We start from the raw sequence: 16,489 nt of genomic DNA, 5'->3' as shown, positions 1-16,489 counted from the left end.
TTGATGCTTGCAAACCCGTGCTCGCTTGAGCACAAGCGGCGCATGGCAACCTCCGACGTCCTCGTGGTGGGCGGTGGTGTGATGGGCTGTGGCATCGCGCTGAAACTCCGGCAGGCGGGCGCGCGCGTGACGGTGCTGGAGCGCTCCATCCCCGGCGCGGAGGCCTCCAGCGCCGCCGGCGGCATCCTCGCGCCCCAGTGGGAGGCGGACGGTCCGGGCCCCTTCTTCGAGCTGTGCCTGCGCAGCCGCGCCCTCTATGCGGGCTTCGCCGCGGAGCTGCGCGAGCTGTCCGGCGTGGACATCGCGTACCGGCCGTGCGGCCTGCTGCGCGTCGCGTTCGACGAGGCGGACCTCCACCACGTGGAGTCCACCGTGGGCTGGCAGCACGGCATGGGGCTGCGCGCCGAGCTGCTCGACGGCAAGGCCGCGCGCGAGCTGGAGCCCCACCTGTCCTCCAGCGCCGTGGGCGCCGCGCACTTCCCGGATGATCACCAGGTGGACAACCGGCTGCTCGTGCGCGCGCTCACCATGGCCGCCGCGCGCGTGGGCACGGTGTTCAAGAGCGGCTACGTGCGCGGCGTGGTGCACGAGCACGGCCGCGCGGTGGGCGTGGACCTGGACGGCGAGGTGCTGCGCGCGGACGCCGTGGTGCTGGCGGCGGGCTCGTGGTCGTCCCTGGTCCAGGGTGCGGGCGTGTCGGCGCAGGCGGTGCGCCCGGCGCGCGGACAGATGGTGCAACTGCAGACGCGGCTGCCCCTCCTGGAGCGGGTGGTGACGTCCGCGAAGGGCTACCTGGTGCCGCGCGCGGATGGGCGGATCATCGCCGGGAGCACCATGGAGCACGTGGGCTTCGACAAGCAGGTGACCGCGGCGGGGCTGGCGCGGATCCTCGACATGGCCCTGCAGCTCTGCCCGGAGCTGGGCAGCGCCCCCATCACGGAGACCTGGGCCGGCTTCCGCCCCTGGACCCAGGACGCGCTGCCGTACATCGGAGAAGGCCCCGCGCCCGGCCTGTTCCTCGCCACCGGCCACTTCCGCAACGGCATCCTGCTGGCCCCCATCACCGCGAAGCTCGTCGCCCAGGCCGTGCTGGGGGAGAAGCCCTCGGTGGATCTCACCCCCTTCCGCTACGACCGGGGGACGATGGCGCGCGTTTGACGCGGCGTGCCTGCCCGCCCTACTCCGGAAGGTGGGGAATGCCCCAAGGACCGGAGACGTTCACCCTGGAACCAGGGCTCGCACCCCGCCCTGGATGGCAGGGAGGCGAGGGGGTGATGATTTCTCGCACTCGTTCGCCATTAATCCCTGGAAACCTCTAGAATCTTCGGCCGTGGAAGCCATCCCCCCCGCACCGCCCAGAATCCTGATCGTCGACGACGACGACTCCGTCCGCGACGTCATCTCCGTGCTCCTCCGTGAGGAGGGCTACAACTGCGTCGTGGCCAACGGCGCCGAGATGGCGCTCGACGTGGCGGGTGAAGAAGAGACGCCGCTCGTCATCAGCGACATGAAGATGCCGGGCCGCGACGGACTCTGGCTGCTGGAGAACCTGCGCGAGCGGCTGCCGGACACGTCCGTCATCATGCTCACCGGCTACGGCGACACCGAGTCCGCCGTGGACTGTCTGCGCCGGGGCGCGGTGGACTACCTGCTCAAGCCACCCAAGCTCACGGACCTCATCCGCGCCATCGAGCGCGCGCTCGCCAAGCGCCGCATCGAGATGGCGCGCAAGCGCTACCAGAAGAAGCTCGAGGGCAAGGTGCGCGACCGCACCGCCGAGCTGCGCAGCGCGCTGCACAACATCGCGAACACGTACCAGAACACGCTGCTGGCGCTGGTGGCGGCCCTGGACGCGCGCGAGCACGAGACGAGCGACCACTCCCAGCGCGTGGTCAGCTACACCTCCGCCATCGCCACCCGCATGGGCATCCACGGCAAGGAGATGGAGGAGATCGGCCGCGGGGCGCTGCTGCACGACATCGGGAAGATCGGCGTGCCGGACGCGGTGCTGCTCAAGCCCGGCAAGCTCACCCCCGACGAGTGGCTGGAGATGCGGCGTCATCCGGAGATCGGCTTCCAGATGATCCAGAACATCCCCTTCCTCTCCACGCCGGCGGACATCGTCCTGTCGCACCAGGAGCGCTACGACGGCGCGGGCTACCCCCGCAACCTCCAGCGCCATGAGATCCACATCGGCGCGCGCATCTTCGCGGTGGCGGACACGCTGGACGCGATGACGAGCGACCGGCCGTACCGCAAGGGCACGACGTTCGCGAACGCCATCCAGGAGATCAAGCGCTGCGCCAACACGCAGTTCGACCCTGAAGTCGTCAAGGCGTTCCTGGACATCGGTGAGGAGGGCCTCATCCGCATCAAGAAGGAGATGGCGGAGAAGAAGCTCAACCCGATGCAGGCCGCCGCGGACGCCGCCGAGTCCGAGGCCGAGCTGGCGCGGCTCACCGACCTGGACGACGAGCCGGACTCCCCGCCGGTGGGCAGCACGGCCACGCCCATTGGCGCGCCGCCCGTCGTCATCCGTTCAGCCTCCGGCACCGAAGGCTGAGGCGGCCCGAGGGAAGCGGTGCCTTTCCTCTCGGGGGTTGCTATCCATGAAGGCGGAAGGCCCCGCGATGACCGCCCCCCTGCCCGCTCCCAACCCGCTCGCCCCGCCACTGTGTGACGCGCAGGGGCGGCGCATGACGTACCTGCGGCTGAGCGTCACGGACCGCTGCAACTTCCGCTGCACCTACTGCTCACCGGCGTCCTGGGGCGGGAAGAAGGACCTGCTCGACGCGGGCGAGTTCGAGCGCATCGTCTCCGTCTTCGCGCACATGGGCATCCGCCGCGTGCGGCTGACGGGCGGAGAGCCGCTCGCCCGGCCGGACATCCTCGACATCGCGAAGCGCATCGCCGCGGTGTCCGGCGTGGAGCACCTGGCCATCACCACCAACGCGAGCCGCCTGGAGCCGCTGGCCGGGCCGCTGCGCGACGCGGGCGTCACCCAGCTCAACCTGAGCCTGGACACGCTGTCCGCAGAGGTGTTCCGGCGCATCTCCAAGCAGGGCGACTTCCAGGCGGTGCTGCGCGGCATCGACGCGGCGGCGGGCGCGGGCTTCCAGTCGCTGAAGCTCAACGTCGTGGTGATGCGCGGCCTCAACGACGCGGAGGTGCCGGAGCTGGTGACGTACGCGCACGCGCGCGGCATCACCCCGCGCTTCATCGAATTGATGCCCTTTGGCCAGGGCACGCCGGTGCCCACGGCGGAGCTGCTGGAGCGCCTGGCGGCAGCGGGCCGCGTCCTCACCGAGGAGCCGCAGGAGAGCGCCGCGTCCCCCACCTCCGGGCCGGCGCGCTACTGGCGCACGGACAGCGGGCGCGTGGGGTTCATCTCCCCGCTGACGCAGAACTTCTGCGGGGGCTGCAACCGGGTGCGGGTGGCGTCCAACGGCGACCTGCGCAGTTGCCTGGGCGGCCGGGCGCAGGCGCCGCTGCATCAGCTCATCCGGGGCGGCGCGACGGACGAGGAGCTCGCCGTGGCCGTGCGCCGCGCGCTGGGAGAGAAGCCGGAGGGGCACCGCTTCACGGAGGCCGGAAACGGCGCCACGCTCCTGCCCATGATGGGCATTGGCGGCTGAGGGTTACTTCACCAGCCGGATGTTCACGGGGTAGCGGTAGAGCTCGCCGTCGTTGGCCTTCAGGCCGGCGATGACCGTGAAGATGATCGACACGATCGCCACCAGGGGCGCCAGGACGAAGCCGATCACCGCGCACATCAGCACCGCGGAGATGGCCATCGCGATGAAGGTGGTGATCTGGAAGTTGAGCGACTCCACCGCGTGCGCGCGGACGAAGGACGACTCCTTGCCCTTGGTCAGCATCAGGAACAGCGGCACCGCCCAGCCCAGGAAGCCCGCGCCCACCACGACGCCAGCGATGGAGCCCAGGTGGGCCAGCATCCCCATCGTCTTCTCATCCGAGGTCGCCGTGGGCGAGCCGGTGATGAACGTGCCGAACTGCTGATCCTCGCGCTGCCCTGGCTCCATGAAACGCCCTCCAGAATTGAGTGGGGCGCGACGGGTGCGCCCGGATGGGAGCACCATGACATGGCGTGTCGGTTCCTGTCATCCAGCGGACAGGGGCCGAGCCAGCAGGCCCCCGTCCACCGGAGGCGTCAGCGGTACAGCGCGTGCCCCGCCTTCTTGAATTCCTCGCTCTTCTCCTTCATCCCCTGCTCCAGGGCCTGGGCCTCGTTGACGCCGACCTTGTCCGCGTAGTCGCGCACGTCCTGGGTGATCTTCATGGAGCAGAAGTGCGGGCCGCACATGGAGCAGAAGTGCGCGACCTTGGCGCCCTCGGCGGGGAGCGTCTCGTCGTGGAAGGCGCGGGCGCGCTCGGGGTCCAGGGACAGGTTGAACTGATCCTCCCAGCGGAACTCGAAGCGCGCCTTGGACAGGGCGTTGTCGCGGGCCTGGGCGCCGGGGTGGCCCTTGGCCAGGTCCGCGGCGTGGGCGGCGATCTTGTATGTGATCACGCCCTCCTTCACGTCGTCACGGTCGGGCAGGCCCAGGTGCTCCTTGGGCGTCACGTAGCAGAGCATCGCCGTGCCGAACCAGCCGATCATCGCGGCGCCAATGCCGCTGGTGAAGTGATCGTAGCCGGGCGCGATGTCCGTGGTGAGGGGCCCCAGCGTGTAGAACGGCGCCTCGTGGCACACGGCGAGCTGCTTCGTCATGTTCTCCTGGATGAGGTGCATGGGGACGTGGCCGGGGCCTTCGATCATCACCTGCACGTCGTGCTTCCAGGCCACCTTCGTCAGCTCGCCCAGCGTCTCCAGCTCACCGAACTGCGCGGCGTCGTTGGCGTCCGCGATGGAGCCGGGGCGCAGGCCGTCGCCCAGGCTGAAGCTGACGTCGTACGCCTTCATGATCTCGCAGATCTCCTCGAAGTGCGTGTAGAGGAAGTTCTCCTGGTGGTGGGCCAGGCACCACTTGGCGAGGATGGAGCCGCCGCGGCTGACGATGCCGGTGAGGCGCTTCGCGGTGAGCGGGACGTACTGGAGGCGCACGCCCGCGTGGATGGTGAAGTAGTCCACGCCCTGCTCGGCCTGCTCGATGAGCGTGTCGCGGAAGATGTCCCAGGTGAGCTCCTCCGCCTTGCCGCCCACCTTCTCCAGCGCCTGGTAGATGGGCACGGTGCCGATGGGCACGGGCGCGTTGCGGAGGATCCACTCGCGCGTCTCGTGGATGTTGCGGCCGGTGGACAGGTCCATGACGGTGTCCGCGCCCCAGCGGATGGACCAGACCATCTTCTCCACCTCTTCCTCGATGGAGGACGTGACGGCGGAGTTGCCGATGTTGGCGTTGATCTTCACCAGGAAGTTGCGGCCGATGATCATCGGCTCCAGCTCCGGGTGGTTGATGTTGGCGGGGATGATGGCGCGGCCCCGGGCGATCTCATCGCGCACGAACTCCGGGGTGATGACGCGCGGAATCGCTGCGCCCCAGGAGTGGCCGGGGTGCTGGGCGGCGAGTGAAGCATCGAGCTTCTGGTTCTCACGCACGGCGACGTACTCCATCTCCGGCGTGATGATGCCCTTGCGGGCGTAGTGCATCTGGCTGACGTTGGCGCCCGCCTTGGCGACGCGCGGCTTGCGGATGTGGCTGAAGCGCAGGCCGTTGAGGCGCGGGTCGGCTTCACGGGCGCGGCCGTACTCCGACGTGATGCCGGACAGTTCGTCGGTGTCGTTGCGGGCGCGGATCCAGTCCTCGCGGACGGCGGGCAGGCCCCGGCGCAGGTCGATGTCGGCGGAGGGGTCGGTGTAGGGGCCGCTGGAGTCGTAGACGTGGACGGGAGGGTTGGGCGTCTCCGGGCCGGAGTGGCCGTGGTGGCGCGTGGGGGTCTGGGCGATTTCGCGCAGGGGGACGCGGAGGTCGGGGTGCAGGGACCCGGACACGTAGACCTTGCGCGAGGCGGGAAGCGGGCCGCGGCTGATCCCCTCCAGCACCTTCCCATCGACCTTGAGGCTCTTGGACGCTCCACTCATCGGACGGCTCCTCGTGAGAACGGACGGGAGACGGGACGGGAGCATGGAGCGCCCACACCGCTTCCCTCCGCCGGTGCTAACCGGTTCAGGTTCAAAGGGATCGGACGCGGTCACACGTCCATCTCAGCCCCCTTCCGGAGGCGCCCCTAGCGACTGTGGAGCGATGTAGCGCAGGGAGAAGTCCGCTTCAACCCGGGCGGAGCGGAGCCTGGGTCCAGTGGACGCACGGTGGCCCTGTGGGGAGGCATCCATCATCACCGGGCGGCTGCGCAGCTCTATGCTCAGGACCGTGATGAGTGAGGGCAATCTCATCCAGTTCCGATCCGACTCAGCAGAGAGGACTTGATTCCATGACATTTGTCCTACCCGTGACGGCGAACGCCGGAATGCAGTGGAACCTTCTCCAATCGTCCCTGCCAGCAGCTCAAGTCCAGTGCAGGATCGTCAATGGCCGTCCTGTTGTATTCGGGCTTTATCTCGAGTGCGCACGAGTGCCTGACGTGGTCCGGTATGTGCTCGATCTCACCAACGGCCCACCCACACAGTCCATGATGCCACCCGCACCTTGCCGTGGCTCCGCCGGCATCATCAATGACGATCAATTCTCGGGAGATGTGCGGGCAGATGAGCACGTTTCACAGCACAAGCGGATTGTGCTGGTCATCGAGTCACCGCACGAGCATGAGTACACGTCGACATTCATGCCCATTGCCCCTGCGCAAAATACGACCGGCAGGAACATCGCCGCACACATCCTCTCGCTGCTCCATCGCCATCAGCGACTTGGTTTGCCGCCGGATCACTATGAGTTGCTGATTTGCAATCCGGTCCAGTTTCAAGCCTCGCTCTACGAACTCCACCGGCAATCCCTCGCTAAAAACAAGCCGGCTCGGAGCTTGAGGGATACCACCTGGCGGACCTTGTATTACGGGATGAATGAACGTGCCGGCTTCCTCAGCCGCCTTGAGCGCTACAATGCCGCAGCCGTCATCGTTGCCTGTACGGCGAATCTCAAACAAGAGGTACTGGGCGACGTCATTCGCTGGGCCTCATGCAGGATTCCCGTGGTGGAGGCAAACTCCCATCCCAGTGCATGGTACAAGAGCAGCAGCGTTGAATTCCGGTGAGTCCAGGCTCAAGGTCTGGCGGTGATGCGTTCTTGCTGACGTGAGTCCAGGTTTGGACGGGCGGCCAGGGCGCGGCGCAGCGCCGTCCCCGCCCATTCGAGTTCGTCCTGTGACAAGTCCATGCCCAGTAGTTCGTGGCCCTTGTCATGCTCGATGACGATGCCCCGCCCCTGGGAGACATGCGTCCGCGCGTCGCGCACGTCGACGTCCTGGAGACAGCACGACGGCGCCCGAGTCCCCCATCAGCGCCACGACATAGACCTTCGCGATGAAGAGCCCCTCCGTGGATCCCTTGTCGCGCATGTAAAGAGCCACGGAGGTGAACGGCTCCAGGGACTACGTCTTCTCCAGGCTCAATCCCTTGTGCTGGCAGCGAAAGGCGTGCCCCTCAGGCAACGCGAACAACACCCCCTGTCGCTCCGGAAGCAACAACCGGGATCTGCCATACCCTCCCCTCCCTGTGGGAGCGTGCTGGTACGGCGATTGAAGTGGGTCAGCCCAGCCACGGGTCGCGGCGGTAGCGGCGCGTCGTGGCAGGGGGAGCCCCTTTGGCGGGCACCTCCTTCACGTCTGTGAATGGAGGCAACACCATGCAGCGCAACACCAGGCGGGTCTTCTCGCGCGCAGGCACTTTCTTCGTGACCCTGGGGCTGATGTCCGGCTCCATGGCCGTCGCGCAGGACCGTCCCACCGCGGAAAAGCCGTCGGACCTTCCTCCCAGCCGCGTCATCGCGGGCCGGCCCCTGCACTCGCCGCCGAAGATGACCGTGGAGGATGCTCGCAAGAGCGTCAATGCATTCATCACCTGGGCCGGTCAGTCCGTGGTGGAGGAGCAGAACGACGCGCGCCGGGCGCTGGTCTCCGCCGCGAAGAGCCCGGAGCTCATCCAGGCCTTCATCGAGGAGATCATCGAAGCGAACAAGTCCGGCGACACCAGCCGCGCGCTCGTCGCCCTGGGCCTGCTGGGCGAGATGCGGACCTACGACGGCGCGAAGTTCCTCGTGGAGTTCGTGCGCATGCCCCTGCCCACCAAGGGCACCGTCATCGAGGGCGAGCTCCAGGAAGAGGCCCAGCAGGCGCGCCTCCAGGCCAAGGCCATCGCGGGCGTCGCCTACCTGCGCAACGCGGAGTTCGACCGCGAGGTGGCGTACCAGGCCGGCAACCACCCCTCCGTCATCGTCCGCGCCGAGGCCATCAGCGCGTACCTCTGGAACCGCGGGGACACGCTGGAGGCTCGCAAGGAGTTGGAGCCGTTCGTCCGCAAGGAGGAGCGCCTGTACCTGGACCGCGTCCGGCGCGTCAGCGGCGAAGGCGCGGAGGCCTTCAACCGCAAGCTCACCGCGTACCTCAAGGCCCACCCGGAAGTGCAGGCGCCGAACCCCGAGCGGAAGGACCCGCGCCCGCCCGAGGAGAAGCCCAACACCTACGACGTGACCCCTCCGAAGTTCTGACCTTCCCTCACGACCTGAGGAGCGAGAACGCCCATGAATCTCAAGCAAGGCATTGCCCTGATGTCGTCCGTCCTGGCCTTCGGTCTGGCCACCGAAGCCGGCGCCGTCTGCACCCAGACGGCCGCGAGCCAGGCGGACCGGGACCTCTGGAACACCCACGGCTGCTGGCAGGACTTCTTCCTCTGGCAGTACAAGGCCTACGGCCTGCGCTCCGGTGACTGGAGCAACCGCGGCTGGAATGACGCCTGCAACGTCAACCTGGAGTACCCCAAGCACTGGAACGCGTCCTACCTGCTGACGTACGGCATGCTGGACAACTGGGACCAGTCCTTCCACGGCACCGAGGACTACCGGGCCACGGCGGAGGCGCGCAGCAGCAACTTCCACGACAGCCTCTACCACAGCGTCACCGACCGCACGGACGTCTTCGGGACCTTCACCCCGCGCTTCTGGCCGTGGGACACGGACCGCGTGGAGACCGCGTGCCCGCTCTACAACCCCACCGTCAGCAACTCCAACCCGGGCTCGCGCGCCGGTGACTACATGCACGAGGGCTGGCACGCCTACTTCGACAAGTACAGCTACGACAACGGCAACACCGGCGGCCACCGTCCCGGCCCGCAGGGCGCGTGCACCATCAACGGCTGCGACTACTTCTACTTCCACGGCATCTCCAAGTATGTCTTTGGTGCCATGTGGGAGAACAATGGCACCGCGAGCCGGTTCCACTCGCCCAACCAGGTGCAGGTGGAGTTCCTCTGCGATGTGGCGGATCAATCCCAGTGGTGGATTCCGCTGAGCGTGAGGCAGACTGCGGCGTCGGATGCCAATGCCCGCGCCGCGTCCCGCTTCATCAACGGCCCGGGCTACACCTGCGGCAGCCCCCGCCCCTGGTAACGGGAAGGAAATGAGAGATGGCGCATTCGGAGCGTGACGCAGTGAAGCCGTTTCGGATGCGCCTGACGTCAGGCCTGCTCCTCGTGACCCTGGTCTGCTGCTCCAGTCCCCAGGAGCAGGCCGGTCCGGAGGCGCAGGAGGTGGGCACCTGGACGCCGCTGCCCTCGGGCGCGCCCCTGGGCACGGGGCTCCAGGTGTCCAGTGTCTTCGATGGCCAGAACGTCCTGCTCTGGGGCGGGCTGGGCGGCTGCACCGTCAACGGCGTCTGCGGCGACGGGGCCCGCTTCAACGTGGCGGCGAAGACCTGGACACCCCTGTCGACACAGGGGGCGCCGTCCGCGCGCACGCAGCACTCGGCGGTGTGGACCGGCGAGAAGATGATCGTCTGGGGCGGGCTCGGCTGTGGCAGCCCCCTGGGCCCCTGTGGCGACGGCGCGACCTACGATCCCGCCACCGACACCTGGAGCGCCATCACGTCCCAGTACGCCCCCTCTGCGCGAGGCGGACACACGGCCACCTGGACCGGAGATCTGATGGTGGTGTGGGGGGGCCAGGATCTCCAGCGGGGGCGCGTGTTCGGGGACGGAGCCCGGTACCACGTCGACACAGGCCGCTGGACGACCATGGACTTCGTCGACGCTCCCGTGGCGCGCCGCTACCACTCCGCGGTGTGGAGCGGCGAGACCACCGGGGAGGTGCTCTACTGGGGCGGAGACGGAAATGGGGCCGGCGGCGTGGACGTGGCCCTGGCGGACGGCTCGATGTACGGCCCCTTCGCGGGCCACTGGGTGGAGATGCCGACCGAAGGGGCGCCCACGGGCCGCTGGGCGCACACGGCGGTGTGGACCGGCTCGAAGATGATCATCTGGGGCGGGATCGGCTGTGGCGATGCCCAACAGGACCCGCCGGTCTATTGCGAGCAGGGCGCCGCGTTCGATCCGCTGTACCGGAAGTGGACCCCCATCTCCGCCAGGGGCGCGCCCTCGCCTCGCACGGGACACATCGCGGTGTGGACCGGTTCGAAGATGATCATCTGGGGTGGCGCGTCATCGAAGTGCGGCCCCAGCGGGGGTGTCTGCTCGGACGGCGCGGCCTACGACCCGGAGACGGACACGTGGGCGCCGCTGCGCACCCAGGGCGCCCCCTCCGCGCGCGCCGGGCACGTGGGCGTGTGGACGGGCAGCGCCCTCTTCATCTGGGGAGGGATGGGGGGCGGCGGCTCCGAGGCCCCCCTGACGGATGGCGCGTTGTGGGTGCCGTGATGCTCACACCTTCACGGTCTTCACCAGCGGCAGCTCGCGCACACGCGTTCCGGTGAGCGCGAACACCGCGTTGGCCAGGGCCGGGGCCACGGGGGGCACTCCGGGCTCTCCCACGCCTCCGGGGCGGCCGTCGCTGGGGATGATGTCCACGTGGATGCGCCTGGGCGTCTCCGCGATGCGCGCCAGACGGTAGTCGCGGAAGTTGCTCTCCACCGTGGCGCCGTCCTTCATCGTGATGGCGCCGTAGAGCCCCAGGCTCAGGCCGAACACCACCGCGCCCTCCATCTGCGCGCGGACCCGCTCCAGGTTCACGATGGTGCCCGCGTCCGCGACGATCCACGCCTCGTCCACCCGGATGCGCTCGTCCGCGTCCTTCACCACCGACACCACCACCGCCACGTACGTCAGGAAGCTGCGGTGCGCCGCCAGCCCCAGCGCCCTTCCCTCCCGCTTGCGCTCGTCCCAGCGCGACAGGCCCGTCACCCGCTCAATCACCCTGCGCAGGCGCGCCGTGTCCACCGGGTGCTCTTCCAGGGACTGGCCGTAGTTCGGCACCTTCGCCACGCCCAGGTCCTTGGGCGTCACGATGCGCGACGGCCCCAGCACCTCCAGCAGCGTGTCGCGCGGATCCGCGCCGCGCTCGTGCGCCAGCTCGTCGATGAAGCTCTGCACCGCGAACGCGTGGTAGATGTTCGCCACGGAGCGCAGCCAGCCGATGCGCGTGTGCGCCCGCGCCTCGCAGTTCTCCATCCGCACGTCGGGGATGGCCAGCGGCAGGTCCAGGATGCCCTGCCCCATCTCGCCGTCCCCCGCGAACGTCGCGTCCGCGAACGTGGAGCCGATGGGCGGGAACGCGATGCGCTGGTGCCACGCCACCACCTTGCCGCTCGCGTCCAGGCCCGCCTCCAGCCGCTGCGCGCTCGTGGAGTGGTAGTAGTCGTGGCGCACGTCGTCCTCGCGCGTCCACTGCAGGCGCACCGGCGCGCCCACCGCCTTCGCGACGAGCGCCGCCTCCACCACGTAGTCCGGCTTCGACTTGCGGCCGAACCCGCCGCCCAACAGCGTCACGTGCACCGTCACCTTCGACGGGTCGATGCCCAGCGCCTTCGCCACCTCGCTGCGCGCGGCCTGCGGGTTCTGCGTCGTGGCCCACACCTCGCAGGTGCCGTTCTCCACCTTCGCCACCGCCGCGGGCGGCTCCATGGGCGCGTGCGCCAGGTGCGGCGTGTTGTACGTGGCCCGCACCCGCTTCGCCGCCTTCGCCAGCGCGCCCTCCGCGTCGCCGACGTTGCGCACCACCTTGCCCGGCTTGCCAATCACCTCCAGCAACTGCTCGCGGTACGCCGCCGAGTCGTAGACGGCGTTGTCCCCGCCCTCCCACGTCACGTCCAGCACCGCGCGGCCCTTCATCGCCGCCCAGGTGTGGTCCGCCACCACCGCCAGCCCGCCCAGCGGCTGGAACAGGAAGGGCTTCGTCGCCGCCGGCAGCTCCACCACCTGCCGCACGCCCGGCACCGCCAGCGTCTTCGTCGCGTCGTAGCGGGCCACCTTGCCTCCCGCCACGGGCGGACGCGCGATGACCGCCGTGCGCATCCCCGGCAACACGACGTCCGCGCCGAACACCGCGCGGCCCGTCACGATGTCCGGCCCGTCCAAGAGCGGCAGCTCCTTGCCCAGGTGCTTGAGCTCGCCGCGCGGACGCAGCGTCACCGCGTCCTTCCCGGGCACCTTCAGCTTCGCCGCGTCACTGGCCAGGTCGCCGAACTTGAACGTCCGCCGCGTGCCCTTGTGGAACACGGCGTGGTCGAGCGCCTCGCACTCCGCGGGCGCCACCTTCCAGCGCTTCGCCGCCACCGCCACCAGCATCGTGCGCACCGTCGCGCCCGCGTAGCGCAGGTCGTCGAAGATCTTCCGCACGCTGCTGGAGCCGTCCGTGTTCTGGTCGCCGTAGGCCTCGTCGCCGTCGCCCTGGACGACCTTCACGTGGGCCATGTCCGCGCCCAGCTCGTCCGCGATGAGCACCGGCAGCGAGCTGCGCACGCCCTGCCCCATCTCCGAGCGGTGGCAGACGATGGTCACCACGCCGTCCGGCGCCACGTGCACGAAGACGTTGGCCCGGAGGCCCCCGGAGGGCACCTCCGGCAGGGACGTGGGCATGGGCGCGGCGTGCGCCCTCGCGGGCAGGAACACCTCCAGCCCCAGGCCCGCGGCCACGAGGCCCATTCCTTCGAGCACGGAACGGCGCGACAGACGGATGCGCGTGTCTTGCATGGTGGCGGCCCTCACTCCGTCGGCAGTCCCGCCGCCTTCTTCACGGCGGTGCGGATGCGCGTGTACGTCCCGCAGCGGCAGAGGTTGCCCGCCAGCGATTGATCGATCTCCGCGTCGGTGGGCTTCGGCTTCTTCGCCAGCAGCGCCGCCGCCGTCATGATCTGCCCCGCCTGACAGAAGCCACACTGCGGCACCGCCAGGTCCACCCACGCCTTCTGCAGCGGGTGCGAGCCATCCGGCGACAGGCCTTCAATGGTCATCACCTCGCGGCCCTCCGCGCGGCGCACCGGCGTCACGCACGAGCGCACCGCCGCGCCGTCGATGTGCACCACGCACGCGCCGCAGAGCGCCTGGCCGCAGCCGTACTTCGTGCCCGTCAAGGTCAGCACGTCGCGCAGCGCCCAGAGCAGCGGCATCTCCGGATCCACGTCCAGCACGTGCTCGGTTCCATTCACTCGCAGACGGATGCTCACGGTCGGCTCTCCTCGCGCGGGCACTCCGCGCCGTCCTTCACCCACGCGGCCACCAGGGCCCCGAACTCCGCCTGCGATCCCGGCGCCGGGACCCGGTCCGCGCCGGGCTTCCAGCCCCAGCCCACCAGCTCGTCATGCGCCGAGTGCTCGATCAACTCCGCCAGGCTCTTGCCGCCGTTGCGCGCCGGATCCTTCAACTGTTCGCACAGCGAGCGCGGCGTGCGCCCCTCCCAGAACATCACCTTGGGCGCCAGGTGCCACTTGGGCGCGCCGGGGACCCGCGCCAACTGCGCGTTGCGGTCCTGGTGGCAGGAGGTGCACTCCAGGCCCGGCACGCCCAGGTCCTCGGGGCCCCGGGCCACCGGCGGATCATGGACCTGGCTGTTCTCACCCTGGAGCGGACTGTCGCCCACGGGGTGGCAGTTGACGCAGCGGGGATGCAGCATCACCCGGCTCGCCTCCAGGAACAGCGCCCGCGAGCGCTCCTTCTTGTCGCGGATGCCCGCGAAGGCCTCTGGCGGCCGGAGCGCTTGTGGATCCGAGGGCGGCGGCATCACCACCGGATGCGCCGCGCGGCCTCCGCATCCCGCGCCGAACAGGAGCGACAGCGACAGCCCCGCCGCCCCCGCGCCCAGCACGGCTCCCAGTGCCTTCGAGCGAAGATTCATCGTGCCCCGTCCATCCCTTCGGCCAGTGGTCGTCCGACCCTACACGCAGCGTCGCGAGGCCGGAGGGGCGATGCTGCCCCGTTCCCGCCCTCCGAGAGCCTGTCAAAATGCCGAAGGGCCTGTGAAGGTTTTCTTCACAACGGGTCCAATCCCGGGAGTGAGCGGCGCCGTCACGCGGCGTGGGGGACGGCGGCCGTCGTGAAGGGCCTGTGCCTGGGTGACACGGGCCGCGGGCGGGATTGACGGAATGTCTTTCGAGGCCGCTGGGGGATCCGCGCAAGTGCGCGGAATCGCGTGCGTGGGGCGTTGGAACGCGGCGTGTATTGGGAAGCGCGCAAGGAGATAGCCCGCCATGCGCCAGAGCCCCGCGTCGTCCGTGTTCTCCCTCACCCGCCTCTTCGTCGAGCAGTGTGCCCGCTGGAGGTTGCGCGAGGAGGTCATCGCGTTCATCCTCGAGTTCGGCACTCCCGCCCGGGCGTGTGGTGCCACGCACCTCACCGTGCACGAGCGTGACCTGCCGGTTGCGCTGCGGGACTCGTCCCTGGCGCGGCAGGCGCGCGGGTGGATCCTCATCCTCAATGACGAGGACCGGCTCCTCACCTGCTACCGCCGCCAGGACGCCTCACGCTTCCTCAAGCAGAAGTCCAAGCGCAGGCCCGCGGGCGTCACCCGGGACCGCGACGACTTCCTGCGCGGCATCCAGTTCGCGCCGGCCTGAATCAGTCGAGCCCTGTCTTGCCCACCGCCCAGTAGGCCTTCACCTTCGGCGTGGCGCGCTCGCCGTCGCCGCGCAGCTTCGAGCGCAGGGCCTGGATGGACTGCGCCCGGCCTGTCATCACCAGCGTCGCGCCGGGCTTCGCGCGCAGGGCTTCGCGCAGCCGTTCGTGGACCTGCGTCAGGTGCGCGTCGCCCGCCGTGCGCTCCACGTCCTGGCCCTCGAAGCCCAGCTCGCGCAGCGCGGGCGCGCAGTCCTCGCGGCGGGTGACCTCGAAGATGGGGGTGACGTCCCGCTTCGCTCCGGTGCGGAGCGCGTGCGCCACCGCGAAGGACGTTTCGTCACCGAAGAGCACCACCGGCGCGTCTCCGGACTCCAGCGCCACCGAGCGCCGGGGGCCGAAGAACCGCACCGTGTCGCCGGTGCGCACGTCGCGGCCCCACTTCGCTCCCGGGCTGTCGCCGTGCAGGTACACCAGGAAGGCCGTGGCCCCTCGCGCTTCGTCCCAGGACAGCGGCGTGTACGTGCGCATCCCCAGCCCTGGCAGGAACACCTGCACCTTGTCGCCGGGGGTCCATCCCTGCGCACGCAGCGCGGGCCCCTCGCAGTCAATCTGTCGAAAGGCGCGAGAGACCTCGCGAACCTGGGTCACCTTCGCTTCAGTGAAGAGAAACCGGCCCAGCATGCTGCCCAGCATGGCCTTGGCGTTTGCCATTGGAGCCTCCGTGCAGGCGTTCATACGCCGCCTTCTCACGCACGGCTCGTGAAGTTGCGTGAAGGCGTCCGCACCTTGCAGGGCAGAGACCCCCACGAAAGGAACCGGACATGGGCCCCTGGCATCCCCGGGTGCGCTGGCTTCGGACCGGCACCAGCGTCCTTGCCATCCTGGCAGCCGGCGGCTGCGCCATGGGCCCGGAGGAATTCGGGCCGCAGGTGACGTCGAGCTCGACGCCCCTGGACAACCCCATGTCCCAGTTCCGGGAGGTGCTGGCGCCCTACGGCACGTGGATGAACCTGCCGGATGTCGGTTGGGTCTGGCGGCCCAACCCGGAGGAGGTGGGGGCGGGCTTCACCCCGTATTCCACCGACGGCCGGTGGGTCTCCAGCGATTGGGGATGGACCTTCGAGAGCGACTCGGAGTGGGGCTGGGCGCCCTTCCACTACGGCCGGTGGTTCACCACGCCGACGGAGGGTTGGGTGTGGTGGCCCGACAGCGAGTGGGCCCCTGCCTGGGTGGACTGGCGTTGGGGAAATGGCTTCGTTGGCTGGCAGCCCCTGGCGCCGCCGGGCATCAGCACCGGGTTGAGCTGGTCGTTCGTGAGCGCGAACAACTTCGTGCGGCCCGACGTGGGGACGCATCTGCTTCCGGAGTCACAGGTCCAGGAGCTGATGCGCCAGACGCAGCCCGTGGGTGAGCACGTGGTGGCTCGCGAGGGGTACTGGAACCGGGGGCCGGAGCCCGCGGAGGTCGCGCGGGTCACCGGACAGCCGGTTCCACTCGCGCAGCCGATGACGCCTCCCACGGGGCATCCGCCTCGTGCGCTGGCCGAGTGAGCGGCGCACAGGGCTCATGAAGCCACCG

General features: G+C 69.4%; 16 protein-coding genes and 1 riboswitch. Of the genes, 9 read left to right on the top strand and 7 right to left on the bottom strand.

Translation table 11 applies throughout. The features are described 5' to 3' along the window. Positions 1 to 42 precede the first annotated feature (42 nt). The 3 genes from thiO to moaA all read left to right on the top strand — a co-directional run bounded on the left by thiO (position 43) and on the right by moaA (position 3,635). Complete coding sequence (thiO, locus tag K8612_RS05795; RefSeq protein ID WP_223761527.1) at positions 43 to 1,158, top strand: glycine oxidase ThiO; 1,116 nt, start codon at positions 43 to 45, stop codon at positions 1,156 to 1,158. 172 nt (positions 1,159 to 1,330) lie between these two features. Next, on the top strand, positions 1,331 to 2,563 hold the full coding sequence (locus K8612_RS05790; RefSeq protein ID WP_223740434.1) for an HD domain-containing phosphohydrolase: 1,233 nt from the start codon (positions 1,331 to 1,333) through the stop codon (positions 2,561 to 2,563). Positions 2,564 to 2,630: 67 nt separating this feature from the next. Continuing rightward, on the top strand, positions 2,631 to 3,635 hold the full coding sequence (gene moaA, locus K8612_RS05785) for a GTP 3',8-cyclase MoaA (RefSeq protein ID WP_223761526.1): 1,005 nt from the start codon (positions 2,631 to 2,633) through the stop codon (positions 3,633 to 3,635). A gap of 3 nt (positions 3,636 to 3,638) precedes the next feature. On the opposite strand, the gene K8612_RS05780 is transcribed toward moaA, so the two are convergent. Further along, positions 3,639 to 4,043: a DUF4870 domain-containing protein gene (locus K8612_RS05780; protein WP_223740436.1), complete on the bottom strand. Its 405-nt coding sequence runs from the start codon at positions 4,041 to 4,043 to the stop codon at positions 3,639 to 3,641. Between the two features lie 128 nt (positions 4,044 to 4,171). After that, positions 4,172 to 6,043: a phosphomethylpyrimidine synthase ThiC gene (thiC, locus tag K8612_RS05775; RefSeq protein ID WP_223761525.1), complete on the bottom strand. Its 1,872-nt coding sequence runs from the start codon at positions 6,041 to 6,043 to the stop codon at positions 4,172 to 4,174. A gap of 45 nt (positions 6,044 to 6,088) precedes the next feature. Further along, a riboswitch (TPP riboswitch) is annotated at positions 6,089 to 6,201 on the bottom strand. 333 nt (positions 6,202 to 6,534) lie between these two features. Between thiC and K8612_RS05770 the strand changes: the two genes are divergently transcribed. Beyond that, positions 6,535 to 7,170: a hypothetical protein gene (locus K8612_RS05770; protein WP_223761524.1), complete on the top strand. Its 636-nt coding sequence runs from the start codon at positions 6,535 to 6,537 to the stop codon at positions 7,168 to 7,170. An 8-nt stretch (positions 7,171 to 7,178) separates the two neighbouring features. Here K8612_RS05770 and K8612_RS05765 read toward each other — a convergent pair whose 3' ends face one another. Beyond that, entirely contained in the window at positions 7,179 to 7,370 is a 192-nt protein-coding gene (locus K8612_RS05765; protein WP_223761523.1) for a hypothetical protein, read from the bottom strand. Positions 7,371 to 7,760: 390 nt separating this feature from the next. Here K8612_RS05765 and K8612_RS05760 point away from each other — a divergent pair, with 390 nt between their 5' ends. Genes K8612_RS05760 through K8612_RS05750 form a run of 3 tightly spaced genes read left to right on the top strand, consistent with a single transcriptional unit; the run spans position 7,761 to position 10,780 of the window. After that, positions 7,761 to 8,621, top strand: a complete 861-nt coding sequence (locus K8612_RS05760; protein ID WP_223761522.1) for a hypothetical protein — start codon at positions 7,761 to 7,763, stop codon at positions 8,619 to 8,621. 33 nt (positions 8,622 to 8,654) lie between these two features. After that, the gene (locus tag K8612_RS05755) at positions 8,655 to 9,518 is read left to right on the top strand and encodes a hypothetical protein (protein WP_223740441.1); all 864 of its coding nucleotides are present in this window, start codon (positions 8,655 to 8,657) and stop codon (positions 9,516 to 9,518) included. Positions 9,519 to 9,574: 56 nt separating this feature from the next. Then, positions 9,575 to 10,780 (top strand): hypothetical protein, encoded by a 1,206-nt coding sequence (locus tag K8612_RS05750; RefSeq protein ID WP_223761521.1) that lies wholly within the window; start codon positions 9,575 to 9,577, stop codon positions 10,778 to 10,780. 3 nt (positions 10,781 to 10,783) lie between these two features. Here the strand turns inward: K8612_RS05750 and K8612_RS05745 are convergent, their stop codons facing one another. The 3 genes from K8612_RS05745 to K8612_RS05735 are packed head-to-tail and all read right to left on the bottom strand — an operon-like array spanning position 10,784 to position 14,192. Beyond that, complete coding sequence (locus tag K8612_RS05745; protein ID WP_223761520.1) at positions 10,784 to 13,051, bottom strand: molybdopterin cofactor-binding domain-containing protein; 2,268 nt, start codon at positions 13,049 to 13,051, stop codon at positions 10,784 to 10,786. Positions 13,052 to 13,062: 11 nt separating this feature from the next. Continuing rightward, positions 13,063 to 13,524 carry a (2Fe-2S)-binding protein gene (locus K8612_RS05740; RefSeq protein WP_120523719.1) on the bottom strand — a complete coding sequence of 154 codons (462 nt, stop codon included), beginning with the start codon at positions 13,522 to 13,524 and terminating at the stop codon, positions 13,063 to 13,065. Further along, a complete protein-coding gene (locus tag K8612_RS05735; RefSeq protein ID WP_223761519.1) occupies positions 13,521 to 14,192 on the bottom strand; it encodes an Isoquinoline 1-oxidoreductase subunit in 672 nt (223 codons plus the stop codon). Before K8612_RS05735 ends, K8612_RS05740 begins: the two co-directional genes overlap by 4 nt. 352 nt (positions 14,193 to 14,544) lie before the next feature. On the opposite strand from K8612_RS05735, the gene K8612_RS05730 reads away from it, so the two are divergent. Then, a complete protein-coding gene (locus K8612_RS05730) occupies positions 14,545 to 14,910 on the top strand; it encodes a hypothetical protein (protein WP_223761518.1) in 366 nt (121 codons plus the stop codon). 1 nt (position 14,911) lies between these two features. On the opposite strand, the gene K8612_RS05725 is transcribed toward K8612_RS05730, so the two are convergent. Continuing rightward, entirely contained in the window at positions 14,912 to 15,622 is a 711-nt protein-coding gene (locus K8612_RS05725; protein ID WP_223761517.1) for a siderophore-interacting protein, read from the bottom strand. A gap of 218 nt (positions 15,623 to 15,840) precedes the next feature. Here K8612_RS05725 and K8612_RS05720 point away from each other — a divergent pair, with 218 nt between their 5' ends. Next, entirely contained in the window at positions 15,841 to 16,461 is a 621-nt protein-coding gene (locus K8612_RS05720) for a DUF6600 domain-containing protein (protein WP_223761516.1), read from the top strand. The last annotated feature ends 28 nt before the right edge of the window (positions 16,462 to 16,489 follow it).

This window comes from Corallococcus sp. AS-1-6, from assembly GCF_020037015.1.
Taxonomy (GTDB): domain Bacteria; phylum Myxococcota; class Myxococcia; order Myxococcales; family Myxococcaceae; genus Corallococcus.
This window is presented reverse-complemented; position numbering and strand designations above follow the sequence as displayed.